The 25,780-nt window shown below is 72.2% G+C and carries 21 protein-coding genes and 1 tRNA gene; 11 read left to right on the forward strand and 11 right to left on the reverse strand.

Translation table 11 applies throughout. From position 1 onward, the window contains the following. Window positions 1-82: 82 nt before the first annotated feature. Window positions 83-511: an SseB family protein gene (locus tag HUT16_RS19140; RefSeq protein WP_234337291.1), complete on the reverse strand. Its 429-nt coding sequence runs from the start codon at window positions 509-511 to the stop codon at window positions 83-85. 273 nt (window positions 512-784) lie between these two features. Here HUT16_RS19140 and HUT16_RS19145 point away from each other — a divergent pair, with 273 nt between their 5' ends. After that, window positions 785-2,614, forward strand: coding sequence for an acyl-CoA dehydrogenase (locus HUT16_RS19145; RefSeq protein ID WP_176189354.1), 1,830 nt, complete (start codon window positions 785-787; stop codon window positions 2,612-2,614). 264 nt (window positions 2,615-2,878) lie between these two features. Beyond that, window positions 2,879-4,180: a M18 family aminopeptidase gene (locus HUT16_RS19150; RefSeq protein WP_176189355.1), complete on the forward strand. Its 1,302-nt coding sequence runs from the start codon at window positions 2,879-2,881 to the stop codon at window positions 4,178-4,180. Between the two features lie 54 nt (window positions 4,181-4,234). Here HUT16_RS19150 and HUT16_RS19155 read toward each other — a convergent pair whose 3' ends face one another. The 4 genes from HUT16_RS19155 to HUT16_RS19170 all read right to left on the reverse strand — a co-directional run bounded on the left by HUT16_RS19155 (window position 4,235) and on the right by HUT16_RS19170 (window position 9,091). After that, a complete protein-coding gene (locus HUT16_RS19155) occupies window positions 4,235-6,055 on the reverse strand; it encodes an NHL domain-containing thioredoxin family protein (protein WP_176189356.1) in 1,821 nt (606 codons plus the stop codon). Between the two features lie 46 nt (window positions 6,056-6,101). Beyond that, the gene (locus HUT16_RS19160) at window positions 6,102-7,103 is read right to left on the reverse strand and encodes a Fic family protein (protein ID WP_217712085.1); all 1,002 of its coding nucleotides are present in this window, start codon (window positions 7,101-7,103) and stop codon (window positions 6,102-6,104) included. Window positions 7,104-7,363: 260 nt separating this feature from the next. Next, the gene (locus HUT16_RS19165) at window positions 7,364-8,215 is read right to left on the reverse strand and encodes a hypothetical protein (protein ID WP_176189358.1); all 852 of its coding nucleotides are present in this window, start codon (window positions 8,213-8,215) and stop codon (window positions 7,364-7,366) included. 144 nt (window positions 8,216-8,359) lie between these two features. Continuing rightward, window positions 8,360-9,091: a phosphotransferase gene (locus HUT16_RS19170; RefSeq protein ID WP_176189359.1), complete on the reverse strand. Its 732-nt coding sequence runs from the start codon at window positions 9,089-9,091 to the stop codon at window positions 8,360-8,362. 103 nt (window positions 9,092-9,194) lie between these two features. On the opposite strand from HUT16_RS19170, the gene HUT16_RS19175 reads away from it, so the two are divergent. The 3 genes from HUT16_RS19175 to HUT16_RS19185 all read left to right on the forward strand — a co-directional run bounded on the left by HUT16_RS19175 (window position 9,195) and on the right by HUT16_RS19185 (window position 11,063). Then, entirely contained in the window at window positions 9,195-9,983 is a 789-nt protein-coding gene (locus HUT16_RS19175; RefSeq protein WP_176189360.1) for an aminoglycoside 3'-phosphotransferase, read from the forward strand. 67 nt (window positions 9,984-10,050) lie between these two features. Continuing rightward, on the forward strand, window positions 10,051-10,542 hold the full coding sequence (locus tag HUT16_RS19180) for an LURP-one-related/scramblase family protein (protein ID WP_176189361.1): 492 nt from the start codon (window positions 10,051-10,053) through the stop codon (window positions 10,540-10,542). Window positions 10,543-10,640: 98 nt separating this feature from the next. Then, window positions 10,641-11,063 carry a DUF350 domain-containing protein gene (locus tag HUT16_RS19185; RefSeq protein ID WP_176189362.1) on the forward strand — a complete coding sequence of 141 codons (423 nt, stop codon included), beginning with the start codon at window positions 10,641-10,643 and terminating at the stop codon, window positions 11,061-11,063. Window positions 11,064-11,081: 18 nt separating this feature from the next. Here the strand turns inward: HUT16_RS19185 and HUT16_RS19190 are convergent, their stop codons facing one another. Together HUT16_RS19190 and HUT16_RS19195 are read right to left on the reverse strand one after the other, a co-directional pair. Beyond that, window positions 11,082-11,675: a GNAT family N-acetyltransferase gene (locus HUT16_RS19190; RefSeq protein WP_176189363.1), complete on the reverse strand. Its 594-nt coding sequence runs from the start codon at window positions 11,673-11,675 to the stop codon at window positions 11,082-11,084. Between the two features lie 159 nt (window positions 11,676-11,834). Next, window positions 11,835-13,118 (reverse strand): adenylosuccinate synthase, encoded by a 1,284-nt coding sequence (locus HUT16_RS19195; RefSeq protein WP_176189364.1) that lies wholly within the window; start codon window positions 13,116-13,118, stop codon window positions 11,835-11,837. 126 nt (window positions 13,119-13,244) lie between these two features. On the opposite strand from HUT16_RS19195, the gene HUT16_RS19200 reads away from it, so the two are divergent. The 3 genes from HUT16_RS19200 to purM all read left to right on the forward strand — a co-directional run bounded on the left by HUT16_RS19200 (window position 13,245) and on the right by purM (window position 17,004). Next, window positions 13,245-14,057, forward strand: a complete 813-nt coding sequence (locus HUT16_RS19200) for a diacylglycerol kinase (protein ID WP_368662696.1) — start codon at window positions 13,245-13,247, stop codon at window positions 14,055-14,057. 195 nt (window positions 14,058-14,252) lie between these two features. After that, complete coding sequence (purF, locus tag HUT16_RS19205; protein WP_176189365.1) at window positions 14,253-15,833, forward strand: amidophosphoribosyltransferase; 1,581 nt, start codon at window positions 14,253-14,255, stop codon at window positions 15,831-15,833. A 94-nt stretch (window positions 15,834-15,927) separates the two neighbouring features. Beyond that, window positions 15,928-17,004, forward strand: a complete 1,077-nt coding sequence (gene purM / locus HUT16_RS19210; protein ID WP_176189366.1) for a phosphoribosylformylglycinamidine cyclo-ligase — start codon at window positions 15,928-15,930, stop codon at window positions 17,002-17,004. Between the two features lie 149 nt (window positions 17,005-17,153). On the opposite strand, the gene HUT16_RS19215 is transcribed toward purM, so the two are convergent. Together HUT16_RS19215 and HUT16_RS19220 are read right to left on the reverse strand one after the other, a co-directional pair. Then, complete coding sequence (locus tag HUT16_RS19215; RefSeq protein ID WP_033217334.1) at window positions 17,154-17,393, reverse strand: DUF3073 domain-containing protein; 240 nt, start codon at window positions 17,391-17,393, stop codon at window positions 17,154-17,156. Window positions 17,394-17,765: 372 nt separating this feature from the next. Continuing rightward, window positions 17,766-18,908, reverse strand: a complete 1,143-nt coding sequence (locus tag HUT16_RS19220) for a Glu/Leu/Phe/Val dehydrogenase dimerization domain-containing protein (protein ID WP_176189367.1) — start codon at window positions 18,906-18,908, stop codon at window positions 17,766-17,768. A gap of 162 nt (window positions 18,909-19,070) precedes the next feature. Between HUT16_RS19220 and HUT16_RS19225 the strand changes: the two genes are divergently transcribed. Both HUT16_RS19225 and bldC read left to right on the forward strand, forming a co-directional pair. Further along, window positions 19,071-19,982: a hypothetical protein gene (locus HUT16_RS19225; RefSeq protein WP_176189368.1), complete on the forward strand. Its 912-nt coding sequence runs from the start codon at window positions 19,071-19,073 to the stop codon at window positions 19,980-19,982. Between the two features lie 484 nt (window positions 19,983-20,466). Next, window positions 20,467-20,673 carry a developmental transcriptional regulator BldC gene (bldC, locus tag HUT16_RS19230; protein ID WP_030459248.1) on the forward strand — a complete coding sequence of 69 codons (207 nt, stop codon included), beginning with the start codon at window positions 20,467-20,469 and terminating at the stop codon, window positions 20,671-20,673. 373 nt (window positions 20,674-21,046) lie between these two features. Here bldC and HUT16_RS19235 read toward each other — a convergent pair. Continuing rightward, a tRNA-Asp gene (locus HUT16_RS19235) sits at window positions 21,047-21,120 on the reverse strand. A gap of 116 nt (window positions 21,121-21,236) precedes the next feature. Further along, window positions 21,237-25,205 carry an ATP-dependent RNA helicase HrpA gene (gene hrpA / locus HUT16_RS19240; RefSeq protein ID WP_303392084.1) on the reverse strand — a complete coding sequence of 1,323 codons (3,969 nt, stop codon included), beginning with the start codon at window positions 25,203-25,205 and terminating at the stop codon, window positions 21,237-21,239. A gap of 225 nt (window positions 25,206-25,430) precedes the next feature. On the opposite strand from hrpA, the gene HUT16_RS19245 reads away from it, so the two are divergent. Next, window positions 25,431-25,775 (forward strand): hypothetical protein, encoded by a 345-nt coding sequence (locus tag HUT16_RS19245; RefSeq protein WP_176189370.1) that lies wholly within the window; start codon window positions 25,431-25,433, stop codon window positions 25,773-25,775. Window positions 25,776-25,780 lie beyond the last annotated feature (5 nt).

Below are 25,780 nucleotides of genomic sequence, written 5' to 3' on the forward strand. Positions count from 1 at the left end.
CAACCACTCGCAAGGTTGAACGTTGAACTATGTGGGTGCATTCCCGCCCGGGCGAGAACCGCAAGAAGGGGGAGGGGGGAGGTCAGCCGTACATCCGGCGCATGGTGAAGTCCACCATCTGCTCGACCGCGCGGGCGTCGAAGACCATCCGGTGCTCGCCCTCCATGTCGAGGGCGAAGCCGTAGCCGGTGGGCAGCAGGTCGAGGATCTCGGCGCCGGTCACCGAGAAGTGCTTGGACTCCTTGCCCGCGTACCGCTTCAGCTCCTTGAGCGAGCTGAACATCGGGATCACCGGGGTCGGGGTGTTGTGCAGGGCCAGGAAGCCGGGGCGGTCGCCGCGCGGGCAGTACACCTTGGAGGTGATGAAGATGGCCTGGAAGTCCTCCACCGGCATCGCGCCGGTGGTGAAGGCGCGCACCGCGTCCGCCAGCGAGGGCGGGGAGGGCTCGGGGTAGAGCGACTGCTGGGCGGCCTGCGGGTCGCCGTACCCGGGGCCGGGCATGCCGGACATCCCCTGCTGCATCTGCTGCTGGTAGGGGTCCTGGTAGGCGCTCTGCTCGTAGCCGTACACGGGGACAAGGCTATCGGGCCGCGCCCCGCTTGGGGGCGGGTGATCCGCACAATCCCGGGCGGGGCGCCATTGTGGGACGTGACCACGTTCATACCCCGGTCACGTCAGGGGGCTTGAACAAGTTACCAACGGGTAGCATCATGGGGCGTACTGGTGGGTAAGCGGTGCGCCGGAATCGGCCGCCCGTGGAGCAGACGAACCGGAGAAACGGTCATGGGTCACTACAAGTCCAACCTGCGGGACGTGGAGTTCAACCTCTTCGAGGTGTTCGGCCGCGACCAGGTGTACGGCACCGGTCCGTTCGCCGAGATGGACGTCGACACCGCGAAGAACATCCTCGCCGAGATCGCCCGGCTGGCCGAGAACGACCTCGCCGCCTCCTTCGTCGACGCCGACCGCAACCCGCCGGTGTTCGACCCGGAGACCAACACCGCTCCGATCCCGGAGACCTTCAAGAAGAGCTACCAGACCTTCATGGACGCCGAGTGGTGGCGCCTGGGCATCCCGGAGGGCATCGGCGGCCAGGTCACCCCGAACTCCCTGGTCTGGGCGTACGCGGAGCAGGTGCTCGGCTCCAACCCGGCGATCTGGATGTACTCCTCCGGCCCGGCCTTCGCCGGCGTCGTGCACGACGAGGGCACCGAGGAGCAGCAGAAGGTCGCCCAGCGCATGGTCGAGGGCCTCTGGGGCGCCACCATGGTGCTGACCGAGCCGGACGCGGGCTCCGACGTGGGCGCCGGCCGCACCAAGGCGATCAAGCAGGACGACGGCTCCTGGCACATCGAGGGCGTCAAGCGCTTCATCACCTCGGGCGAGCACGACATGTCCGAGAACATCGTCCACCTGGTGCTGGCCCGCCCCGAGGGCGGCAAGCCGGGCACCAAGGGCCTGGGCCTGTACATCGTGCCGAAGTACGACTTCGACTGGGAGACCGGCGAGCTCGGCGAGCGCAACGGCGTCTACGCCACCAACGTCGAGCACAAGATGGGCCTCAAGGCGTCCAACACCTGCGAGATGACCTTCGGCGCCAAGCACCCGGCCAAGGGCTGGCTGCTCGGCGAGACCGTCGACGGCATCCGCCAGATGTTCAAGATCATCGAGTTCGCCCGGATGATGGTCGGCACGAAGGCCATCGCCACCCTGTCCACCGGCTACCTGAACGCGCTGGAGTACGCCAAGGAGCGCGTGCAGGGCGCCGACATCGCGCAGTTCATGGACAAGACCGCGCCGCGCGTCACCATCACCCACCACCCCGACGTGCGCCGCTCGCTGCTGACCCAGAAGGCGTACGCCGAGGGCATGCGCGCCCTGGTCCTGTACACCGCCTCGGTGCAGGACGACATGCTGGCCGCCCGCCTGCGCGGCGAGCACGACGCCGCCGCCGAGCGCCTGAACGACCTGCTGCTGCCGATCGTGAAGGGCTACGGCTCGGAGAAGTCCTACGAGCAGCTCGCCCAGTCGCTGCAGACCTTCGGCGGCTCCGGCTACCTGCAGGAGTACCCGATCGAGCAGTACATCCGGGACGCCAAGATCGACACCCTGTACGAGGGCACCACCGCCATCCAGGGCCAGGACTTCTTCTTCCGCAAGATCGTCAAGGACGGCGGCCAGGCGCTGACCGCGGTCAACGAGCAGATCGGCAAGTTCCTCGCCACCGGCGAGGGCGGCGCCGAGCTGGCCGCCGAGCGCGACCTGCTGGCCAAGGCCGCCGGCGACCTGGAGGCCATCGTCGGCACCCTGATCGCCGACCTGACCGCGGTCGAGCAGGACGTCAAGAACATGTACAAGGTGGGCCAGAACACCACCCGCCTGCTGATGGTCTCCGGCGACGTGGTGGTCGGCTGGCTGCTGCTGCGCCAGGCCGCCGTCGCGCTGGCCAAGCTGGAGGCCGGCGCTTCCGGGAAGGACGTCCCGTTCTACCGGGGCAAGGTCGCCGCCGCGAAGCACTTCGCCCGCACCGTGCTGCCGACCACCGCCGCGCAGCGCCAGATCGCCGAGAACATCGACAACGAGCTGATGGAGCTGGCCGAGGAGTCGTTCTGATCCGGCGCGCCCGCCACAGGACCGCCTGACCCACCCTCACCCCGCGGGGCCCGGTGCTGCACCGGGCCCCGCGGCGTCGTTCCGGGCGGCCCGGCGGTGCCGTTCCCGGGCGGTGCGGGCGCGCCGCGTCGCGTTGTGTCGCGCTGCGTTCACTGTTGTGTCACCGTTGCGGACTTCCCGAAGTCCTGTCCGTGTACGGGCATATGCTCAGGGGGCGGACCCGCAACCCCACCAGGCCCGCCCCGCCCTCTACCCAGGAGCAAAATGTCGACCGCCGCCCGCAGGGCCCACTTCGACCGGAAGCACACGGACGACCTCGTCGCCTTCCTGGCCGCCTCCCCCTCCCCGTACCACGCGGTGGCGAGCGCGGCCGAGCGGCTGGAGCGGGTCGGCTTCCGCCGGGTCAGCGAGACGGACGCCTGGGACGGCGACGGCGGCGGCCGCTACCTGGTGCGCGGCGGCGCCCTGATGGCCTGGTACGTGCCGGAGAACGCGACGGCCGCCACCCCGTACCGGGTGGTCGGCACGCACACCGACTCGCCGAACCTGCGGGTCAAGCCGGTGCCCGACACCAGCTCGGCCGGCTGGCGGCAGGTCGCCGTGGAGATCTACGGCGGCGTCCCGCTGAACACCTGGCTCGACCGGGACCTCGGGCTCTCCGGCCGGCTCGCGCTGCGCGACGGCTCGACCCGGCTGGTGCACCTGGACGAGCCGCTGCTGCGGGTGCCGCAGCTGGCCATCCACCTCGACCGCGGGGTCAACGACGGCCTCAAGCTCGACCGCCAGCGCCACCTGACGCCGATCTGGGGAATCGGCGGCACCACCGAGGGCGCCCTGCTGGAGTACGTCGCGGAGAAGGCCGGGCTGGCCGCCGCCGACATCGCGGGGTGGGACCTGATGGCGCACGACGTGCAGCCGCCCGCCTACCTGGGCCGCGACCGCGAACTGCTGGCCGGGCCGCGGCTGGACAACCAGCTGTCGGTGCACGCCGCCACCGCCGCGCTGGCCGCCGTCGCCGAGGCCGGCGGCGAGCTGCCGTACATCCCGGTGCTGGCCGCCTTCGACCACGAGGAGACCGGCAGCGAGTCCGACACCGGCGCGCAGAGCCCGCTGCTGGGCAACGTGCTGGAGCGCTCCTGCCACGCCCGCGGCGGCACCCTGGAGGACCGCGCCCGGGCGCTGGCCGGCACCGTCTGCCTCTCCTCCGACATGGGCCACGCCGTGCACCCCAACTACAGCGAGCGGCACGAGCCCGGCCACCACCCGATGCCCAACGGCGGCCCGATCCTCAAGGTCAACGTCAACAACCGGTACGCCACCGACGGCGTCGGCCGGGCGGTGTTCGCCGCCGCCTGCGAGCGGGCCGGCGTGCCCTGGCAGTCCTTCGTCTCCAACAACGCGATGCCCTGCGGCACCACGATCGGCCCGATCACCGCGGCCCGGCTCGGCATCACCACCGTGGACTGCGGCATCGCCGCGCTGTCCATGCACTCCGCCCGCGAGCTGTGCGGCGCGGAGGACCCGCACTACCTGGCGAGCGCGATCAAGGCCTTCCTGGAGGGCTGAGCGGCCCCCCGGACGACGGGGGCGGGCCCGCGCGGGCCCGCCCCCGTCCGCGCGTCACTCCATCCCGGCCAGCACCAGCGGCAGCCGGCTCGCGCCGCCCGCCACCAGCTTCACCGGCACGCCCCAGTCCTGCTGGTGCACGTGGCAGGCCGGGTACTCGACCGCCGGGTCGTCGTCGCAGGACGCCGCCATCGCCGAGACGTGCAGCACCCCCTCGGCGACCTCGGGAGAGAGCACCAGCTCGCGGCTGAGCGCGCTGTCCGCGCCCGCGCCGGACACCAGCAGCTCCGGCGGCGTCGCACTGACCAGCAGCCGGGTGGAGGGGCCGTAGCGCTCGTCCAGCTTCTGGCCGGTCGGCGCGGAGAACACCACGTCCAGCCGCAGCGCGCCCGGGGCGACCTCGGTCGCGGCCCGCTGCGTGCGGTGCGCGACGGCCTCCACCCGGACGGCCTCCTCGGGCAGCCGCAGCCTGGTCAGCCGGTGCCGGGCCGACTCCACCACCACGATGTCGCCGTCCACCACCACCGCGCCGGACGGCTCGCGCAGGTCGGTGGCCAGCGTGCTGACCTCGTCGGAGGCCGGGTCGTAGCGGCGCAGCGCGTGGTTGTAGGTGTCGCTGACGGCCACCGAGCCGTCCGGCAGCACGGTCACGCCCAGCGGGTGCTGGAGCAGCGCCTGCCCGGAGGCGCCGTCGCGGTGCCCGAAGTCGAACAGGCCGGTGCCGACGGCGGTGCGCACCTCGTGGGTTCCACGGGAAACCCGGCGCAGCGCGGAGGTCTCCGCGTCGGCCACCCACAGCCGCTCGCCGTCCGCGGACACCGCCAGGCCGGACGGCTGGGCGAACCAGGCCTCGTCGGGCGGGCCGTCCACCAGGCCCTCGTTGGTGGTGCCGGCCGCGACCCGCACCGTGCCCGCCACCGGGTCGAACGCCCACAGCTGGTGCACGCCCGCCATCGCGATCCACACCTCGCCGTCGAAGAACGCCACGTCCCACGGCGAGGAGAGGTCCACCCCGCGGGCCGGACCGGCGGTCGGCGAGCCCTGCCACCACTGCTTGCCGGTGCCGGCCAGCGTGGTCACCGAGCCGTCCGCGAGCCGCACCCCGCGCAGCGCGTGGTTCACGGTGTCCGCCACCACCACGTCGTACCCCGGGTCGAGCCCCTCCGGCACCAGCGCCAGGCCCTGCGGCTCGCTGAACCGCGGCGCGGCCCCGTCCACCAGCCCGCGCACCCCGTCGCCGATCCGCCGCAGCACGCGCTCGCCGTCCGCGTCCAGCTCCACCAGCGAGTGGTGCCCCGAGTCCGCGACCAGGTAGTGCCCGTCCGGCAGCCGCACCGCCTTCCCCGGGAACCGCAGGTCACCCGCCTGCGGCTCGGGCGCCACGTACGGCCCGTCCCCGCGCCGCAGCGTCCCCTTCGCCGCGTGCTCGGCCTCCAGCTCCTCCACCAGCTTCGCGATCGCGTGCGCGTGCCCCTCCCCGGCGTGCTGCGCGACCACGTACCCCTCCGGGTCGATCACCACCAGCGTCGGCCAGGCCCGCACCGCGTACTGCTTCCACGTCACCAGCTCCGGATCGTCCAGCACCGGGTGGTGCACCTCGTACCGGGCCACCGCGTCGACCACCGCCCGGTGGTCGGCCTCGTGGACGAACTTCGGCGAGTGCACGCCGACGATCACCACGGTGTCCCGGTGCCGCTCCTCCAACTCCCGGAGTTCGTCCAGGACGTGGAGGCAGTTGATGCAGCAGAAGGTCCAGAAGTCCGCGATCACGATCTTGCCGCGGAAGTCGGCCAGGGACAGGTCCTTGCCCCCGGTGTTCAGCCATCCGCCCTTGCCCACCAGCTCGGGGGCGCGGACGCGTGCACGAGAAGTCATGCCCCCAGTCAACCTCACCGGGCCGGGGAGCTGTTCACTCCTGCGCTCACACCCCGTCGGACTTGGGCCTGCGCCGGTGCTTGTCGGCCTGGTAGGCGGCCACGGACTTCCGGGACGAGCGCCACACCCCGTCCGGCCCCTGCACGGCGTTGAGCCGACCCCGTTGGGCCGCCTGCCGCAGTGCGGCCAGGGAGTGCTCTGCGTCCACCAGCGCGGCGAGCGGAACCAGCCGTGCGGGGCCGGCCACGTTCGGCACGATGAAGCGGTTGAGGTTGTCCTCCATGGCCCGGGCGATCAGCTCGCCGAGGGTTCCGCAGTCACCGGCGTCGGCGCGGCGCAGGGCGGCCAGGTAAGCCTCCCGCTGCCTCTTGAGGATGATGATCGGCGGGTAGCCCAGGCGGACGAGGACGAGGTTCATCACCAGTCGTCCTGTTCGCCCGTTACCGTCGAGGAACGGATGAATGCGTTCGAACCGGTTGTGGATCCCGGCCAGGACCTCCGGGAGCGGCCGGCCCAGTTCCTCACCGCCCCCGATCTGCTTGCCGAAGGCACAGACCTCGCCGACCCACTCCTCGACACGGGGAGGAACGAGCGGCCACTTCGGGGGCGTCATTCCCTCCGCGAACGGGTGGATGTCGTGTTCCCGGAAGCTGCCGGGGCCCTCCCGGTCGGTGGCCTCCGGATGGGGCGCGACGTTCCAGACCGGCGACATGGCGACGTGATGGATGTGGCGGACCTCGCCGAGCGTGATCAGCCGTCCGTCATGCCATGCGTCCGGTTCAAGGGCCTGCCCGTAGACCCAACGGGCGGCATCCGCGTAGCCCTGGACCTCGTTGTACTCCTTCAGCGGCTTGGCACCGACGGCTCGGCCCTGGTCGAGTAGCGCCTCGACCTCGCGAAGGACGAGGGTGTTGCCTTCGAGCGCGGTCGAATGGTGCGCTTCCTGGTGCCAGATGTCGTCCCAGATCTCTCGGGCCTCCCGGGGGCTCGGCAGCCCGCCGAAGCGCTCGTTCAGCTCGGCCAGGGCCCCGCTCAGCCGCTGGTACACCGTGCTGCGACTGGGCCTGCCCCTGCCTGCCACGAACTTCCTCCCCGAGAGTTGATACATGCCGATGGTGGCTAATTGAACTTATCAACTTCGGGCGGGGGGCTCTGCCCGGTTGCCGCGGTGTCACCCCCGGGGGTGATCCTTCCAGGGGCGCGGACGCGTGCACGAGAAGTCATGCCCTCGGTCAACCCCATCGGGCCGGGGCGGACGGGAAGGGGCCCGGACGCGGGTGCGTCCGGGCCCCCGGGTGGGGGTGGTGGTTACCAGTTGCCCCAGGTGCCGGTGGACCAGACGGCCTGGTTGGAGCCGTTGTAGACCACGAAGTTGCCGTCGTCCTGGACCACGGCGTAGGTGCCGGGGCCGCCCTTGGCGGGGGTGCGCCAGACGGTCGCGCCGGTCTTGACGTCGTACATGACGATGGCGGCCGTGGACGAGGTGGTCTGGACGAAGGCGGTGGACTTCGGGCGGCCCGGGGTGTTGGTGGACCACAGGGCGGCGCCGTCGCGCTTGCGGTAGAGGACGACGTTGCCGTCCTGCTGGTTGACCAGCCACACCGAGTTCGACTTCAGCCACGTCCCGGTCATCAGGCCGCGGTTGGAGTTGAACATGCCGGCCGGGTTGGAGCCGCCGTAGCCGACGGCCACGGAGACGCCGGTGCCGGTCTCCCACAGCGCGCGGCCCTGCGCGGTGACCAGCATCACCTGGCCGTCCCACATGGTCAGGTAGGCGCCGGGGTTGTTCCAGCTACTGGTGCTCCACACCGCGTTGGTCGGGGTGTCGCCGCCCCGGCGGTAGAGGACGAGGTTGCCGTCGTCCTGCATGACGAGGTGGGCGCCCGGGTTGCCCCAGGTGCTGGTGCTCCACACGGCGGGGCCGCGCCGGCCGGCGGTGTTGACCAGGTAGAGGACGAGGTTGCCGTCGTCCTGCATGACGAGCTGGGACTCGCCGCTCTGCAGGTACTGGCCGGCCGTCAGCTGCGAGCCGCGCGCCAGCTGGACGGAGGTCGGGTTCGAGGGCGAGTCGGCGTTGGCCTGGACGGCCGGGGCCGCCAGCGCGATGGCGGCCGCGCCGAGCAGGGCGGCGGTGGTGCGCTTGAAAACTGTCGTCCGCACGGGCGGAGACCCCCTCCTGAGCTATGGGCACACAGTGTCGTGCGCGCACAACTTACTCACCCGCACCGGCCCCTCCTCGGCGGGGGGTAGTACTGGCGGCCCCGGCCGCGCGCGCCGTCGCGCGCGGGGCCGTCAGAGAAGCCGTCAGCTCTCGGATGCAGCCGCAGCCGCAGCCGCCGCGCAGGCGCGGACCAGGGCGACGGCCGCGTCCAGCCGTGCGTGGTCGGCCGCGTCGAGGGCCGGGTCGGCGGCGCGGCGGGCGCGGGCCCGGGCGAGGTGGGGCTCGGTGAGCGGGGGGAGGGCGCGCAGCAGGGGGACGAGGACGGCGGGGGCGGCGTCGGCGAAGGCGGGCATGCCGAGCAGGGCCTGGGCGAGGACGACGGCGCTCATCGCGACGTCCAGGCCGGGGTCGCCCTCGGCGGCGGTGGCCCAGTCGATGACCACCGGCCCGCGCGCGGTGAGCAGCACGTTCTCGGGGTGCAGGTCGAGGTGCAGCACCCGGTCGCCGGGCCGGGCGCCGGTGCGCGGCGGGAGGGCGTGCAGGCGCAGCAGCAGGTCGGCGAGGATCCGCCCGGCGGCGTCGGGCGCGACCGCGCCGGTGGTGACGGCCTGCGCCAGGGTCGGGCCCGCCAGCCGTTCCATCAGCAGGTCCGCGGGCCGCTCGCCGGGCCACGCGGCCGGCACCGGGTAGCCGTGCCCGGCCAGGTACGCCATCAGCTCGGCCTCGGCGTGCGCGTCGGCCCACGCCTCGGCGCCCTCGCGGTAGCGGCGCAGCACCCGCCCGTCGGGCAGCGCGAACACGTCCGCGGTGCGGCCGGTGCCGATCGGTTCGCCCGGCCCCGGCCCCGGCGCCGTGGCGCGGTTCTCCTCGGACACGTCGTCCCCCCGTTCCTCGTGCCAGTAGGCACGCCCGGCCTCCCGCCGCGGTTCCCGCCGGAATCCGGGTGACGCCGCACGGGCGCCGGACGACAATGGCCGGATGACCGCTCACGCGCCGCAGGGCGAGGTCGCCGTCCCGTCCGCCGTGCTCGCCCTGGCCGCGGGCGCGCCGATCGCCGCGGTGTGGCGCAACGAGCTGCACGGGCTGACGTTCCGGCTGGGGGACGGGCCGGGCCGCCGGTTCGCCAAGTGGGCGCCGGCCGGCAGCCCGGCGGACCTCGCGGCGGAGGCCGAACGGCTGGGCTGGGCACGGCGGTTCACCACCGTCCCCGAGGTGCTGGAGCTGGGTGCCGACGAGCACGGCAGCTGGCTGCTGACGGCCGGCCTGCCGGGCAGCTCGGCCGTGGACGAGGCGTGGAAGCGGGATCCGGCGACGGCCGTCCGGGCGATCGGCGAGGGCCTGCGCGCCTTCCACGAGGCGCTGCCGGTGGCCGACTGCCCGTACGACTGGTCGGCGCCGTCCCGGGTCGCCCGGGCCGTCGAGCTGCGCCGCCCGCCCGAGGCGTGGCACCCGGAGCTGCGCCACCACGGCACGGTGGACCGGGCGCTCGCCGTGCTGGCCGACCCGCCGCCGGTCGACCGCCCGGTGGTCTGCCACGGGGACGCCTGCGCGCCCAACACCCTGATCGGCGACGACGGCCGCTTCCGCGGCCACGTCGACCTGGGCGCCCTGGGCACCGCCGACCGCTGGGCCGACCTCGCGGTGGCCTCCTGGAGCACGGTGTGGAACTACGGCCCGGGCTGGGAGCTCCCGCTGCTGGCGGCGTACGGGGTCGAGCCGGACACCGAACGCCTCGCCTACTACCGCCTGTTGTGGGACGCGACCTAGGCCCCGGTGGCACCATGTCGGGTGCCGCCCGACGGCGGGTCGGCGAACAGGACGAGGAGTCGGGGACATGGGTCGGAAGTTCGTGGTCAAGGAGCGGCTCTTCGCGGTCGGCGACGACTACTGGGTCGAGGACGAGCACGGCGAGAAGGCGTTCCTGGTGGACGGCAAGGTGCTGCGCCTGCGCGACACCTTCGAACTGCAGGACACCGCGGGCAACACGGTCGCCACCATCCGGGAGAAGGTGCTGACCGTCCGCGACGCGATGAAGATCGAGAACGCGGACGGGGACGTGGTCGCGACCGTCCGCAAGAAGCTGTTCACCCCGTTCCACGACAAGTACCACGTGGAGCTGGAGAACGGCGGCGAGTACGAGGTCCACGGGGACCTGCTCGACAAGGAGTACACCGTCAAGGGCGACGGCCACCGCCTCGCCGAGGTCTCCCGCAAGTGGTTCCGGATCCGCGACACCTACGGCGTGGAGATCGAGGACGGCGTCGACGTCCCGCTGATGATCGCCGTCGCGGTCTGCCTGGACCGCCTGGTCGAGCACAACGACTGAGCCCCGCCGCAGCCCCCTTCCGCCGCCGCCCCGTGCGCTATGTTGTGCCGGTCCTCGGCACGGGGCCGGCAGGCGGACAGGCAGGAGGGGCGGGGCGGATGAACGACATCCTTCACCAGTTGGGGTACGCGGCGGCCTACGGCGCGGTCGGCCTGGTGCTGCTGCTGCTCGGCGTCCTGCTGGTCGACGCGCTGACGCCGGGCGAGCTGCGCCGGCAGATCTGGATCGAGCGCAACCGCAACGCCGCCGTGGTGCTCAGCTCGGCGCTGCTGGCGATCGGCGCGATCGTGTTCACCGCGGTGATCTCGACCTACCAGGAGTTCGTCAAGGGCCTGGCCGCGGCCGCCGTGTTCGGCCTGTTCGGCCTGCTGCTGATGGCGGTCTCGTTCTGGGTGCTCGACCTGGTCACCCCCGGCAAGCTGGGCGAGCTGCTGGTCGACGGCGAGCCGCACCCGGCGGTCTGGGTGACCGCCTCCACCAACCTGGCCGTGGCGGCGATCGTCTCCGCCGCCATCTACTGACCCGCCCCGCCCGGGGGTTCAGCCCGCGGCCAGCCGTTCGGTGAGCCGGGCCCGGGCGGCGGGCCACTCGTCGGCCAGCATCGAGAAGTACACGCTGTCGCGCCAACTGCCGTCCGGCCGCCGCCTGGCCCGCCGGAAGGTGCCCTCGTAGCTGGCGCCGAGCCGCCGGATCGCGTTCTGCGAGCGCTCGTTGAGGTGGTCGGTCTTCCAGCAGACCCGGCCGGTGCCGAGGTCCTCGAAGGCGTGCGCCAGCAGCAGCAGCTTGGCCTCGGTGTTCACCGCCGTCCGCCACACCGAGCGGCCGTACCAGGTGCCGCCGATCTCCAGCCGCTCGTCCGCCGCGTCGGCGTCCAGGTAGCAGCTGACCCCGACCGCCCGCCCGCTCGCCCGGGCCACCACCGCCAGCGGCGTGCAGTCGCGGTCGGCCAGCCGGGCGTCGACGACCGCCGCCATGTCCGCCACCGTGCGCGGGACGGGGGAGGGCAGCCAGCGCCACACCTCCTCGTCCCCGCCGCCGGCCGCGAACAGGTCGGGCACGTGGGCGCGGGTCAGCGGCTCCAGCCGGACGTGCCGGCCGGTGAGGACGACGGGTGCGGGCAGCTTCGAGACCATGCGCCCCACGGTAGGGCGGTGTTGCACCAGTAGCAAGTGCTTTTTGCACTAGTGCATTCGTCCGGAGGTGTGCGAAAGGCCCGGCACCCCCGCGTGCGCGCGGGAGCGCCGGGCCTTTCGCACCACGGCCCGCCGGGTACGGCCTACAGGCCTACGGGCCTACAGGAAGGAGTTGATCTGGATGGTCTCGGTCCGGCCGGGGCCGACGCCGATCGCCGAGATCGGGGCGCCCGACATCTCCTCCAGCGCCTTCACGTACGCCTGGGCGTTCTTCGGCAGGTCGCCGAAGGTCTGCGCCTTCGAGATGTCCTCGCTCCAGCCGGGCAGGTTCTCGTAGACCGGCTTCGCGTGGTGGAAGTCCGACTGGTTGTACGGGAGTTCCTCGACCCGCTTGCCGTCGATCTCGTACGCCACGCAGACCGGGATCTGCTCCCAGCCGGTCAGCACGTCCAGCTTGGTGAGGAAGAAGTCGGTCAGGCCGTTGACCCGGGTCGCGTAGCGGGCGATCACCGCGTCGAACCAGCCGCAGCGCCGGTCGCGGCCGGTGGTGACGCCGCGCTCGCCGCCGATCCGGCGCAGCGCGTCGCCGTCGGCGTCCAGCAGCTCGGTCGGGAACGGGCCCGAGCCGACGCGGGTGGTGTACGCCTTGAGGATGCCGATGACCCGGTCGATCTTGGTGGGGCCGATGCCGGAGCCGGTGCAGGCGCCGCCCGAGGTCGGGTTCGACGAGGTGACGAACGGGTACGTGCCGTGGTCGACGTCCAGCAGGGTGCCCTGGCCGCCCTCCAGCAGGACGACCTTGTCCGCCTTCAGCGCCTCGTCCAGGACGAGCGTGGTGTCGGCCAGGTACGGCTTGATCTTGTCGGCGTAGCCCAGGTACTCCTCGAGCACCAGCTCGGCCGGGATCGCGCGCCGGTTGTAGAGCTTGACCAGCAGCTGGTTCTTGTCGTGCAGCGCGGCTTCGATCTTCTGGCGCAGGATCGACTCGTCGAACAGGTCCTGGACCCGGATGCCGACCCGGTTGATCTTGTCGGCGTAGGCGGGGCCGATGCCGCGGCCGGTGGTGCCGATCCGGCGCTTGCCGAGGAAGCGCTCGGTGACCTTGTCCAGCGTCCGGTGGTACGGGGTGATCAGGTGCGCGTTGCCCGAGATCAGCAGCTTCGAGGTGTCGATGCCGCGCTCGTCCAGGCCCTTGAGCTCGGAGAGCAGCACGCCCGGGTCGATCACCACGCCGTTGCCGATCACCGGCACGACGTTGGGGCTGAGGATGCCGGAGGGCAGCAGGTGCAGGGCGTACTTCTGGTCGCCGATGACCACCGTGTGACCGGCGTTGTTGCCGCCCTGGTAGCGGACGACGTAGTCGACGGAGCCGCCGAGGAGGTCGGTGGCCTTCCCCTTGCCCTCGTCTCCCCACTGGGCACCAACGAGCACGAGTGCCGGCACAGGCGTACACCCCTTCCGGTTGGGGCATCCTGCGTAGACCGCAGTCTGGCCCGAGATGGACGAAGCCCCTGGCGCAATGGCGCAAGGGGCTCTTGCACCGAGAGATTACCTGAGGAAGGACCGGTCGTGTCGTCGCTGTCCACGCCCGTATCCCGCCCCCCGGAGGACGCCGGGGGCCCCGGGCCGCTGCTGGTGCTCCTCGACCCCTCGGCCCGGGAGGCCGACGGCGAGTCGGTGCGGATCGCCAAGGACGTGCTGTGCGGCGGCGCCGACGTCAAGGTCGCGCTGCCCGAGAGCCCGTCCGAGCTCGACCGGGTGCTGGCGCACCGGGGGCGGCGCCGGGCCGTGGTGATCGGCTCGGACCAGGCGCTCCAGCGGGTGCTCCAGGCCCTGCACCGGCAGCGGGAGCTGGACACCGACCCGGTGGGCCTGGTGCCGGTCGGCGGGCCGGTCGCCACCGCCACCGCCCGGCTGCTCGGGGTGCCCGCCGAGCCGGTCGCGGCCGCCCGCGCGGTGCTGGCCGGCACCGCCCGCCGGCTCGCCCTGCTGCTGGACGACGGCGGCGGCGTGGTGCTCGCCGAAGTGCGCTTCACCGGCCCGCGCCAGGGCCGGACGGGTGGTTGGCGTTCGCTATGGGCGAAATTGGCTGCGGCCGAGCAGGCGAGCCCTTCCAACCCGGAGGAGCTGCGGATCGAGGCCGACGGCCGCCTGCTCGCCGACGTCCACCAGCGGGTCCGCCACCTGCGGGTGGCCGTGGTCGACGGCGGGATGGAGCTCGCCCTCGACCTCGACGGCCGCCCGCTGCGCCACCGGGCCGGCCGGCTCACCGTCGCCGGGCGCGGTTTCGGCTACGAGGCGGACGGCTGCCCGGTCGGCCCGGTCCGCCACCGCACCTGGACGGTCCGCCCGGACTCCTGGCGGCTGCTGCTGCCCGACTGAGCCGCCGCCGGGCCCCGCCGATCACCCAGGGTGAGCAGGCTCACGTTCCGCCGCCCGTCCGCCGTGCGAAGGCCCGATGACAAGGGCGTGAAGGCGGCCGCCCGCGGTGCGGAAAACTGGTAAGAGGCGGTGTCTACGCGCGTACCAGGAGGCCGCCAGCAGGCCGTTCGCCCAGGCTGCCCTAGACTCGGAGACGTGCCACGTGGTGACGGACGACTCAACCACGACCTCCTCCCCGGCGAGAAGGGCCCCCAGGACGCTTGCGGCGTCTTCGGGGTCTGGGCTCCCGGCGAAGAGGTCGCGAAGCTCACGTACTTCGGCCTCTATGCCCTGCAGCACCGCGGACAGGAATCCGCGGGCATCGCAGTGAGCAACGGCTCCCAGATTCTCGTCTTCAAGGACATGGGACTCGTCTCCCAGGTCTTCGACGAGACCTCCCTGGGGTCGCTGCACGGGCATATCGCCGTCGGACATGCCCGCTACTCGACCACCGGGTCCTCGGTCTGGGAGAACGCCCAGCCGACCTTCCGCGCGACCGTCCACGGCTCGCTGGCCCTCGGCCACAACGGAAACCTGGTCAACACCGCCGAACTCGCGGCGAAGGTCGCCGAACTGCCCGGCGAGGAGCACGTCTCCCGCTCCGGCCGGACCGCGGCGACCAACGACACCGACCTGCTGACCGCCCTGCTGGCGGGCCACCCGGACCTCACCATCGAGGAGACGGCCCGCAAGGTCCTGCCGGACGTCAAGGGCGCCTTCTCGCTGGTCTTCATGGACGAGCACACGCTCTACGCCGCCCGCGACCCGCAGGGCATCCGCCCGCTGGTGCTCGGCCGGATCGAGCGCGGCTGGGTGGTGGCCTCCGAGACCTCCGCCCTCGACATCGTCGGCGCCAGCTTCATCCGCGAGGTGGAGCCCGGCGAGCTGATCGCCATCGACGAGAACGGCATGCGCACCTCGCGCTTCGCCGAGGCCAAGCCCAAGGGCTGCGTCTTCGAGTACGTCTACCTGGCCCGCCCGGACACCACCATCGCCGGCCGCAACGTGCACCTCTCCCGGGTGGAGATGGGCCGCAAGCTGGCCGCCGAGGCCCCGGTCGAGGCCGACCTGGTGATAGCCACGCCGGAGTCCGGCACCCCCGCCGCGATCGGCTACGCCGAGGCCAGCGGCATCCCGTTCGGCTCCGGCCTGGTGAAGAACGCCTACGTGGGCCGCACCTTCATCCAGCCCAACCAGACCATCCGCCAACTCGGCATCCGGCTCAAGCTGAACCCGCTCAAGGAGGTCATCCGGGGCAAGCGCCTGGTGGTCGTGGACGACTCGATCGTCCGCGGCAACACCCAGCGCGCGCTGGTCCGGATGCTGCGCGAGGCCGGCGCCGCCGAGGTCCACATCCGGATCTCCTCGCCGCCGGTGAAGTGGCCGTGCTTCTTCGGCATCGACTTCGCCACCCGCGCCGAGCTGATCGCCAACGGCCTGTCGGTCGACGAGATCGGCCGCTCGCTGGGCGCCGACTCGCTCGCCTACATCTCCATCGACGGGATGATCGACGCCACCACGCAGCCCAAGGACCAGCTCTGCCGGGCCTGCTTCGACGGCGAGTACCCGATGGAGCTGCCCGACCCGGCGCTGCTCGGCAAGCTCCTGCTCGAGGCTGAAATTGCCGGCGGCCAGGCCAAGCAGCCCGTCCGCGGGAACAAGCAGACCAGCGACCTCGACGGCGTGCAGTCGCTGCTGGGCGGCGCCGGCGCGGCGGACGCGCTGCGACGCCCGTAACCGTGCGCACCGCCCCCGGCGCCGGACGCCGGGGGCACCCCGTCCCGGCCCCGGCCGGGGAGGCAGCACCACCACTTCGAAAGGGCCACACCAGGTGACCAGCAACGAGACCGGGGCGACCTACGCCGCCGCGGGTGTCGACATCGAGGCCGGCGACCGTGCCGTCGAGCTGATGAAGCAGTGGGTGAAGAAGAGCAACCGGCCCGAGGTGGTCGGCGGGCTCGGCGGCTTCGCCGGACTGTTCGACGCCTCCGCCTTCAAGCGCTACGAGCGCCCGCTGCTGGCCACCGCCACCGACGGCGTCGGCACCAAGGTCGCCATCGCCCAGGCCATGGACAAGCACGACACCATCGGCCACGACCTGGTCGCCATGGTCGTCGACGACCTGGTGGTGTGCGGCGCCGAGCCGCTGTTCATGACCGACTACATCTGCGTCGGCAAGGTCGTCCCGGAGCGGGTCGCCGCGATCGTCAAGGGCATCGCCGAGGGCTGCACGCTGGCCGGCTGCGCGCTGGTCGGCGGCGAGACCGCCGAGCACCCGGGCCTGCTCGGCCCGGACGACTACGACGTCGCGGGCGCCGGCACCGGCGTGGTCGAGGCCGACGCGCTGCTCGGCCCGGACCGGGTCCGGGCGGGCGACGTGGTCATCGCGATGGCCGCCTCCGGCCTGCACTCCAACGGCTACTCGCTGGTCCGGCACGTGCTGCTGAACCAGGCCGGCTGGTCGCTGGACCGCCGGGTCGAGGAGTTCGGCCGCACCCTGGGCGAGGAGCTGCTGGAGCCCACCCGGATCTACTCGCTGGACTGCCTGGCGCTGGCCCGGGCCACCGAGATCCACGCCTTCTCGCACGTCACCGGCGGCGGCCTGGCCGCCAACCTGGCCCGGGTCATCCCGGACGGCCTGCACGCCCGCCTCGACCGCGGCACCTGGTCCCCGCTGCCGGTGTTCCGCACCGTCGCCAAGGTCGGCGCGATGCAGACCCTGGAGATCGAGAAGACCCTGAACATGGGCGTCGGCATGGTCGCCGTCGTCCCGCCGGAGTCGGTCGACACCGTCCTCGCCGTCCTGGAGGACCGCGACGTGGAGGCCTGGCTGCTGGGCGACGTGGTCGAGCGCACCGACGAGCACGACGGCGGCGCCGCGCTGTACAACGCCTACGAGGCGTTCTGATCCGAGGCGCGCCGAGGGGCCCCGCCGCGGTGCGGCGGGGCCCCTCGCGCTCGCCGGGACGGCGCGGCGCCGGTGGTGCGCGACGCGGGGACGCCGAAAACCGGCCCGGCGCTCACGGGGAGCGCTCGGACCGGCCCGGTCGGAGAACGTCAGGCGCGGCGACGAGCCGGAGGGGTGTCCTCGTCGTCATCGTCGTCGTCGTTGTACCTGTCGGCGTACGCCGCGTAGGGGTCGTCCTCGTCGTCGTCCTCGATCGGCTCAGGCTCGATCGCGGTGGACGGAGATACACCCAGCTCGTGAGACAGACGGTTAGCGTCGAACCCGCCGCTGTTGTACTTCAGCTCGCGGGCGACCTTCGTCTGCTTGGCCTTGGCCCGGCCGCGCCCCATGGGTCGACCCCCTCAACGGTGGGGCTCACGGCCCCGAGTCTGACACGTGTTGATGATCAGGTCCGGCCTGCCCGAAGTGGGAGACCGTCCCTTGGAGCATTAACGGTACCTGTTTCCGCCGCCGGACGGTACGTCGCCGGTGTGACGTGGCGCGCACCCGAGCCCCCCCGAACCAGGTCCGCCCAGGTCAGAGGGGAATTACGGGGCTTTCGCAGGCTGTCCGGCAGGTGACCGGACCCGTCGTTCCTGCAGAGATTATCCCCCGAAGGGGGCGCGGTATCGCCCGATCGGGGGACGGACTGAGAATCCGGTTCCACATCGTGATGCGCGGGGCGGGGCGCTCCCGGCCCCGCGCACCGCGGGCGGCGGCGGTCAGCCCCGGCGGGCCGCCGGGAGCAGCACCGAGCGCAGCGCGCTGATCTCCCGCATCCGCTTCTCGGCGAGCCGGTCGGCGGCCACCGCCGGGGGGACGCCGTCGGCGGCGGCCCGGGTGAAGATCTCCAGCGTGGTGTCGAAGATCCGGGTGGCCTTCTTCTTGGCCCGGTCGAAGTCGAAGCCCTCGATCTCGTCGGCGACCTGGATCACGCCGCCGGAGTTCACCAGGTAGTCCGGTGCGTAGAGGATGCCGCGGTCGGCGAGGTCCTTCTCCACGCCCGGGTGGGCGAGCTGGTTGTTGGCCGCGCCGCAGACGACGGAGGTGCCGGCCGCGCCGAGCACGGCGACGGTGTCGTCGGTGAGCGCGCCGCCGAGCGCGCAGGGGGCGTAGACGTCCAGCGAGGCGTTCAGCAGGGCGGCGGTGTCGGCCACCACCTCGACCTCCGGGTGGGCGGCCCGGACGCGGTTCACGGCGGCCTCGGAGACGTCGGTGACGACCACGGTGGCGCCGTCCTCGACCAGGTGGCCGACCAGGTGGTGGCCGACCTTGCCGACGCCCGCGACGCCGACCCGCCGCCCGCTCAGGGTGGGCCGGCCCCAGCGGGCCCGGGCCGAGGCGCGCATGCCCTGGAAGACGCCGAAGGCGGTCAGCACGGAGGAGTCGCCGGCGCCGCCGTGCTCGGGCGAGCGGCCGGTCACGAAGGAGGTCTCCCGGGCCACCACGTCCATGTCCTGGACGTAGGTGCCGACGTCGCAGGCGGTCACGTAGCGGCCGCGCAGGGACTCCACGAAGCGCCCGTAGGCGCGCAGCACCGCTTCGCTCTTGTCCCGGTCCGGGTCGCCGATGATGACGGCCTTGCCGCCGCCGAGGTCGAGTCCGGCCAGGGCGTTCTTGTAGCTCATCCCGCGGGAGAGGTTCAGCGCGTCCTGCAGCGCCTCCTCCTCCGTCCCGTACGGGAAGAAGCGGGTGCCGCCCAGGGCCGGGCCGAGGGCGGTGGAGTGGATGGCGATGATCGCCTTGAGGCCGGAGGAGCGGTCGTGGCAGAGCACGACCTGCTCGTGCCCCTCGCCGTCCCGGTCGGTGCCGAAGACTCGGCCCAGCACGCCTGGTGCGGGGTGCGTGGTGTGTACGTCGGTCACGGTGGTGACTCCAGTAAGGGATGGCCCGCGGCGGTGGTGCGGGCGTCTGGTCGAAGCCTAGCCCCGGGATCGCCTTCGAATCTGCCCCTCGGACGCCCCCGGGGAACAACGACCGAAGCCGTCCGTACGACACCCTGCCGGTTGTCCCGGGCGCGTGCGACGATGCGGAGCGTGACCGCCTGGCGCACGACCGTGCTTCCTCCGTACACCGCGCAGCTGCGGGTCTACGAGCCGCTGGCCGCCTTCCCCGAGCCCGACCGCGCCCGCTGGCAGGCGTACGCCGCCGAGCACGGCCCCGACGCCGAGGGGCCGGGGCAGTCGGTGGCCGCGGCGGCGCTGGCCGAGCAGCGGGCCGCGCTGGCCGCGGTGGCGGCCCTGACGCCCCGTCCGCTGCCCGAGCAGGAGGACGAGCGGGCGTACGTGCGGCTGCTGGACGGGGTGGTCTACGTGTGCCCCTGGACGACCCGGCTGCGGGGCTGGCTGGCCCTCCAGGAGCTCCGGCGGACGCTGCCCGCGCACCTGGTGGACACGGTGCTGCCGCCGGCCCTGCGGGCGGCCGGGGAGGCCGACCGGGAGCGCTGGCAGCAGGGGCACCCCGACGCCCGGCCGTGGATCGCCTCCAGCCGCTGGGAGGTGCCGCTGCGCTGGTTCCTGCCGTTCGGCGAGGAGGACCGGCGGCACGTGCCGGCCGGCGAGTACGGCTCGTCGGGGGAGGGCGAGCGGCCGGAACCGGCCACGCTGTTCTACCTGACGCCGATGGTGCAGGCCCGCCGCCGGGTGGCCCGGGCGTACCGGGTGCTGCGCGAGCGGGCGCCGGGCGGGCCGCTGGCGGACGGCGCGGAGGAGGTCGGGCGGTGGCTGGAGGAGTTCCACCCGCGCTCGCTGGTGGAGCTGGACTACGGCGGCCTGGCCGGGCTGCTGGGCCCGCGGGGGCTGGCCGAGGAGCACTCGGTGGGCGAACTGGCGGACGGACTGGGCTCCTTGCGGGCCGGGGACACCGACGCGGCGCTGCGGGCCCACGAGGCGCTGACGGCGCGCTGGCGGCGGGTGCTGGCCCTGCGGCAGGCGTCCTGAACCGGCCGGGGCGTAACGCGGCGGCGGTGATGGGGCGTCAGGAAAATGCCACTGGCCGAATCCGGGCCTGCGGGGGAGGATGGTCCGGACCATTGCCGCGGTTTCCGGGACCATGGTCCCGGATCGGGTCAATCCCCATGGAACGTGATACTACTCACCGTTGACGCGAACTCAGACCTATATGCCAAAATGGGACAACCAGCCCAAGCGCGCACAGGCGTGTCGCAACGTGACCGGACGTCACCACTGCGTGACTGTCCGCTATGGGGTGGTCCGGGGCCTTCCGTCGCTCTTGAACCCGTGAGGGGTCAATTTTGGCGGTTTGGCCGATGGGGCTGGACGGATGGTGTAGTTGTAGACACCAGGACAAGCCGTTCGTCCTATAACCGACTCGGCCCGTCCCTGCCATTTCGGGCATCGCGGGCCAAGGTGCAGAATTTGAAGGATAGAACCGCCCTGGTTCGGTTCTCCGAGGAGGCCGCTCATGACCGCTCGTACCCCTGACGCCGAGCCCCTGCTGACGCCGGCAGAGGTCGCCACCATGTTCCGCGTGGATCCGAAGACCGTGACCCGCTGGGCCAAGGCCGGCAAGCTCACGTCCATCCGGACCCTCGGCGGCCACCGCCGTTACCGCGAGGCGGAGGTGCGTGCCCTGCTGGCCGGTATTCCGGCCCAGCGCACTGAGGTCTGATCCCGTTCTTCCCAGGCAGCTCCCCGACTCCGCCGGGTCGGGGCGCCGCCGACAGCCCAAGGGCCGCTTCCTCCGACTCCGCCGGGTCGGAGGGGGCGGCCCTTCGGCGTGCCCGGGGGAGACCGGAGGGGTGCTCGAAGGAGTGCCTCCGGCCGGAACGCGCGATTCCCTTTGGGGTGGCTGGTGGAGGGGGGCATTCTTGGGAAAGCAAGTGCAATTTTACATATTAAATCTGGGCACTTTGCGGAGATGCTCCCGAAGTGGCATCTCAAAAGGCGTTCAGTGACGGTGGTCACAGTCGTGTCACCTTGCCCGGCGGCCCGGAAATGCGATAAGGCCCGGAACCTTACGGTTCCGGGCCTTCACGCTACTGCGATCCCGACGGGACTTGAACCCGCGACCTCCACCTTGACAGGGTGGCGAGCTAACCAACTGCTCCACGGGACCAGTGTTCTGATCCTTGCCCGCCTGCTCTCGCCTGCGAACAAGACAGACTGTACTGCATCGCGACCCCCCAGGTCGAACCGGCTCCGGAGCACCCCGGAACCGGCCCGACCAGGGGCTCAGAGGGTGGCCGCCGCGGCCTCCATCGCCTTGAGGATCCGCTTCTCCGACACCGGGCTCGGCGTCCCCAGCCCCTGGGCGAAGAAGCTCACCCGCAGCTCCTCGATCATCCAGCGGACCGCCCGCACCTCCGGCGAGGGCTCCCGGCCCGCCGGCACCTTCGCCAGCAGCTCCCCGTACGCCTGCTGGACCGCCTGCACCTTCAGCAGGTTCTGCAGGTCGCGCTGCGGGTGGTTGGGCAGCGCCTCCAGCCGGCGGTCCACCGCCAGCAGGTAGCGCTTCAGGTCGCCCAGGCGCTGCCAGCCGGTGTCGGCCACGAAGCCCGGGTGCACCAGCGAGGCCAGGTGCAGCCGGACGTCGTTCACCGCGGACAGCAGCACCGGGCTGGAGACCGACTTCAGGCGGGTGGACGCCTTGTGGAAGGCGATCAGCACCGTCGCCGTCTTCAGCGTGGTGTCCGCCGACAGCTCGTACAGGTCCGCCCGGACCTTGTCGTACAGCGTGCCGAACGCCTCCGCGTCCCAGGCCACGCCGCCGTTCAGCGTCATCAGGCGGTCGGTCGCCGCCGCCACCACGTCCTCGAACAGCGCCGGGATCGAGCCGTGCGGGTTGTACGACAGGGCCAGCTTGGCCTGGTTGCCCAGCCGGCCCTGGATCGACTTGGCCGGGGAGTTGACCTGGAGCATCAGCAGGCGGCGGGTGCCCGCCCACATCGCCCGCTGCTGGGCCTCCGGGGTGTCGAACAGCTTGATGCCCACGCCGGTGCCCTCGTCCACCAGCGCCGGGTAGGCGCGCAGCGAGTGCCCCTTGGAGCGCTGCTCGAAGGTGCGCTGCAGGACCGGCAGGTCGGCCGGCCAGGCGGTCAGCCCGGTGCGCTCGATGCCGCGGCCGGACGCGGCGCTGGAGAGCGTCGCGGACAGCTTCGGCCGGAGCTTCCGGCGCAGCTCCTCCAGGTCCTTGGACTCGGCGAGCTTCCGCTTGCCGTCCACCACCCGGAAGGTCACCTTCAGGTGGTCCGGGACGCGCTCCTCGTCCCAGGCCTCCGGCGGGATCGGCAGGCCCGACATCCGGTGCAGCACCCGCTCCAGCGTCGGCAGCAGGGGCTCCTGCCGGTCGGTCAGTTCGCGCATCGCCGCCCGGGCGTAGTCCGGGGCCGGGACGAAGTTGCGCCGCACCGCCTTCGGCAGCGAGCGGATCCAGGCCGTCACCAGCTCCGCGCGCAGGCCCGGGATCTGCCAGTCGAAGCCCTCCGACACCACCTGGTTCAGCACCGCCAGCGGGACGTGCACCGTCACGCCGTCCGCGTCGCTGCCCGGCTCGAACTGGTACGTCAGCGGGAAGCGCAGCTTGCCCTGCTGCCAGAAGTCCGGGTAGTCGGCCTCGGTGACGCCGTCCGCCGAGTCGTTGATCAGCATCGACTTCTCGAAGTTGAGCAGGTCGGGCCGGTCGCGGCGGGTCTTCTTCCACCAGGCGTCGAAGTGCCGCCCGGAGACCACGTCCTCGGGCAGCCGGGCGTCGTAGAAGTCGAACAGGGTCTGGTCGTCCACCAGGATGTCCCGGCGGCGGGCCCGGTTCTCCAGCTCCTCGACCTCGTCGAGCAGCTTGCGGTTCTCCGCGAAGAACCGGTGGTGGGTCTCCCAGTCGCCCTCGACCAGCGCGGTGCGGATGAACAGCTCCCGGCACAGCTCCGGGTCGATCCGGCCGTAGTTGACCTTGCGCTGGGCGACGATCGGCAGCCCGTACAGGGTGACCTTCTCGTAGGCCAGCACCGCGCCGGCCTTCTTCTCCCAGTGCGGCTCGCTGTACGTCCGCTTGATCAGGTGCGCCGCCAGCGGCTCCACCCACTCCGGCTCGATCTTCGCGTTGATCCGCGCCCACAGCCGGGAGGTCTCCACCAGCTCGGCCGACATCACCCAGCGCGGCGGCTTCTTGAACAGCCCCGAGCCGGGGAAGACCGCGAACCGGGCGCCGCGGGCGCCCGCGTACTCGCGCTTCTCCACGTCGAACAGGCCCAGGTGGGAGAGCAGGCCGGAGAGCAGCGCCTGGTGGATCCGGTCGGCGTCCGGCTCGGCGTCGTCCGCCGGCTCGTCGATGGTGACGCCGAGCTGCTTGGCGATGGTGCGCAGCTGGACGTAGACGTCCTGCCACTCCCGTATCCGCAGGTAGTTGAGGAACTCGGACTTGCACATCCGGCGGAACGCCGAGGAGGACAGCTCCTTCTGCTGCTCCCGCACGTAGCGCCAGATCGACAGGTAGGACAGGAAGTCGGAGGTCTCCGACTGGAAGCGGCGGTGCCGGTCGTCGGCGGCCTGGCGCTTCTCGGCCGGGCGCTCGCGCGGGTCCTGGATGGAGAGCGCGGCGGCGATCACCATCACGTCCCGGACGCAGCCGAGGCGGTCGGCCTCCAGCACCATCCGGGCCATCCGCGGGTCGACCGGGAGCTGGGCGAGCTTGCGGCCCAGCTCGGTCAGCCGCTTGCGGTGGTCCTTCTCGGCCGGGTCGAGGGCGCCCAGCTCGTGCAGCAGGTTGACGCCGTCCTTGATGTTCCGGGAGTCCGGCGGGTCCAGGAACGGGAAGGCGGCGATGTCGCCCAGGCCCGCCGCGGTCATCTGCAGGATCACCGAGGCCAGGTTGGTGCGCAGGATCTCGGCGTCGGTGAACTCGGGGCGGGAGAGGAAGTCCTCCTCCGAGTACAGCCGGATGCAGATGCCGTCCGAGGTGCGGCCGCAGCGGCCCTTGCGCTGGTTGGCGCTGGCCTGGCTGACCGCCTCGATCGGGAGGCGCTGCACCTTGGTGCGGTGGCTGTAGCGGGAGATCCGGGCGGTGCCCGGGTCGATCACGTACTTGATGCCGGGGACGGTCAGCGAGGTCTCGGCGACGTTGGTGGCCAGCACCACCCGGCGTTGCGAGGAGCGCTGGAAGACCCGGTGCTGCTCGGCCGAGGAGAGCCGGGCGTACAGCGGCAGCACCTCGGTGGACTTCAGTTTCAGCTTGGTCAGCGCGTCGGCGGTGTCGCGGATCTCGCGCTCGCCGGAGAGGAACACCAGGACGTCGCCCGGGCCCTCGGCCTGGAGCTCCTCGACGGCGTCGCAGATGCCCTGGATCTGGTCCCGGTCGCGGTCCCGGTCGTTGCCGTCCTCGTCCTCGTCGAGCTCGTCGTCCTCGACCAGCGGGCGGTAGCGGACCTCGACCGGGTAGGTGCGGCCGGAGACCTCGATGATCGGGGCGTCGTCGAAGTGCGCGGCGAAGCGCTCCGGGTCGATGGTCGCGGAGGTGATGACCACCTTGAGGTCGGGGCGGCGGGGCAGTAGTTGCTTGAGGTAGCCGAGCAGGAAGTCGATGTTCAGGCTGCGCTCGTGCGCCTCGTCGATGATCAGGGTGTCGTACTGGCGCAGGTCCCGGTCGGTCTGGATCTCGGCCAGCAGGATGCCGTCCGTCATCAGCTTCACCAGGGTGTCCTGGCCGGCCTGGTCGGTGAACCGGACCTTCCAGCCGACCGCTCCGCCCAGCGGGGTGTCCAGCTCCTCGGCGACCCGTTCGGCCACCGTGCGGGCGGCGATCCGGCGCGGCTGGGTGTGCCCGATCAGGCCCTGGACGCCGCGGCCCAGCTCCAGGCAGATCTTCGGGATCTGGGTGGTCTTGCCGGAGCCGGTCTCGCCCGCCACGATCACCACCTGGTGGTCGCGGACGGCGGCCAGGATCTCGTCCTTCTTCTGGGCGACCGGCAGCTCCTGCGGGTACCTGATCACCGGCACCGCCGACCGGCGGGAGGCCACCCGGGCCTCGGAGCGGTCGAAGTCGGACGCCAGCTCGGCCAGGACCTGCTGCCGGCCCTCGGCCGACCTGACCTTGCGGGTGCCCTCCAGGCGGCGGCCGAGCCGCTGCGCGTCGCGCAGCATCACACCGGGCAGCCGGGCGGCCAGCTCCGCGAACGTGGGGGCGGGCTGCGGGGCTACGGGAGAACTCACTGCGGGCATCCCTCTAGGTTGCATAAGGCCGGGGCCGGAGCGCACCTCGGTTTTGTCGGTCTCGCTCTTTCGAGCCTCCAGTGTCACAGGCGCGGCGGGCGGACCGCGAACAGCCGGGGCGGGGCTCCCGGGCGGTACCCGGCCATTTCGCCCGGGCGCCGTACTGACTAGCCTGGGGGGAACAGGCTTTCGGGGAAGAACACACGGGGAAACAGGGGGACGGTCATGGACTTGATCGGAGACGTCAAACACCTCGTCGGTGACGTGGCCAAGGTCGGCGAGGACATCGTCATGGCGCCGGCCGAGATCGCGCACTGGGCGCTCGGCAAGATGTTCGGCGACGCCGACGCCGAGCTGAACGCGATCGCCCAGGAGCTGGCGGAGCTGGGCAAGCAGGTGGACGCCCTCGGCCGCGACGTGAGCGCGGTGCTCGGCGGGATGACCTGGCACGGCGCCGCCGCGGACGCCTTCACCGCGCACGCGCAGGGCCGGGTGCGGGAGTTGAACACCGTCGCGGACGAACTGGGGCAGCTGAGCGGCTCGGTCAAGCAGCTCGCCAACGTCCTGTAGGGCCT

The sequence above is a fragment of the Kitasatospora sp. NA04385 genome (assembly GCF_013364235.1).
Lineage (GTDB): Bacteria > Actinomycetota > Actinomycetes > Streptomycetales > Streptomycetaceae > Kitasatospora.

Coding starts and splice junctions, on each gene's coding strand:
- HUT16_RS19140 (WP_234337291.1), bottom strand. CDS start 511: ATGTCCGGCATGCCCGGCCCCGGGTACGGCGACCCGCAGGCCGCCCAG.
- HUT16_RS19145 (WP_176189354.1), top strand. CDS start 785: ATGGGTCACTACAAGTCCAACCTGCGGGACGTGGAGTTCAACCTCTTC.
- HUT16_RS19150 (WP_176189355.1), top strand. CDS start 2,879: ATGTCGACCGCCGCCCGCAGGGCCCACTTCGACCGGAAGCACACGGAC.
- HUT16_RS19155 (WP_176189356.1), bottom strand. CDS start 6,055: ATGACTTCTCGTGCACGCGTCCGCGCCCCCGAGCTGGTGGGCAAGGGC.
- HUT16_RS19175 (WP_176189360.1), top strand. CDS start 9,195: ATGACCGCTCACGCGCCGCAGGGCGAGGTCGCCGTCCCGTCCGCCGTG.
- HUT16_RS19180 (WP_176189361.1), top strand. CDS start 10,051: ATGGGTCGGAAGTTCGTGGTCAAGGAGCGGCTCTTCGCGGTCGGCGAC.
- HUT16_RS19185 (WP_176189362.1), top strand. CDS start 10,641: ATGAACGACATCCTTCACCAGTTGGGGTACGCGGCGGCCTACGGCGCG.
- HUT16_RS19190 (WP_176189363.1), bottom strand. CDS start 11,675: ATGGTCTCGAAGCTGCCCGCACCCGTCGTCCTCACCGGCCGGCACGTC.
- HUT16_RS19215 (WP_033217334.1), bottom strand. CDS start 17,393: ATGGGGCGCGGCCGGGCCAAGGCCAAGCAGACGAAGGTCGCCCGCGAG.
- HUT16_RS19225 (WP_176189368.1), top strand. CDS start 19,071: ATGCGGAGCGTGACCGCCTGGCGCACGACCGTGCTTCCTCCGTACACC.
- bldC (WP_030459248.1), top strand. CDS start 20,467: ATGACCGCTCGTACCCCTGACGCCGAGCCCCTGCTGACGCCGGCAGAG.
- HUT16_RS19245 (WP_176189370.1), top strand. CDS start 25,431: ATGGACTTGATCGGAGACGTCAAACACCTCGTCGGTGACGTGGCCAAG.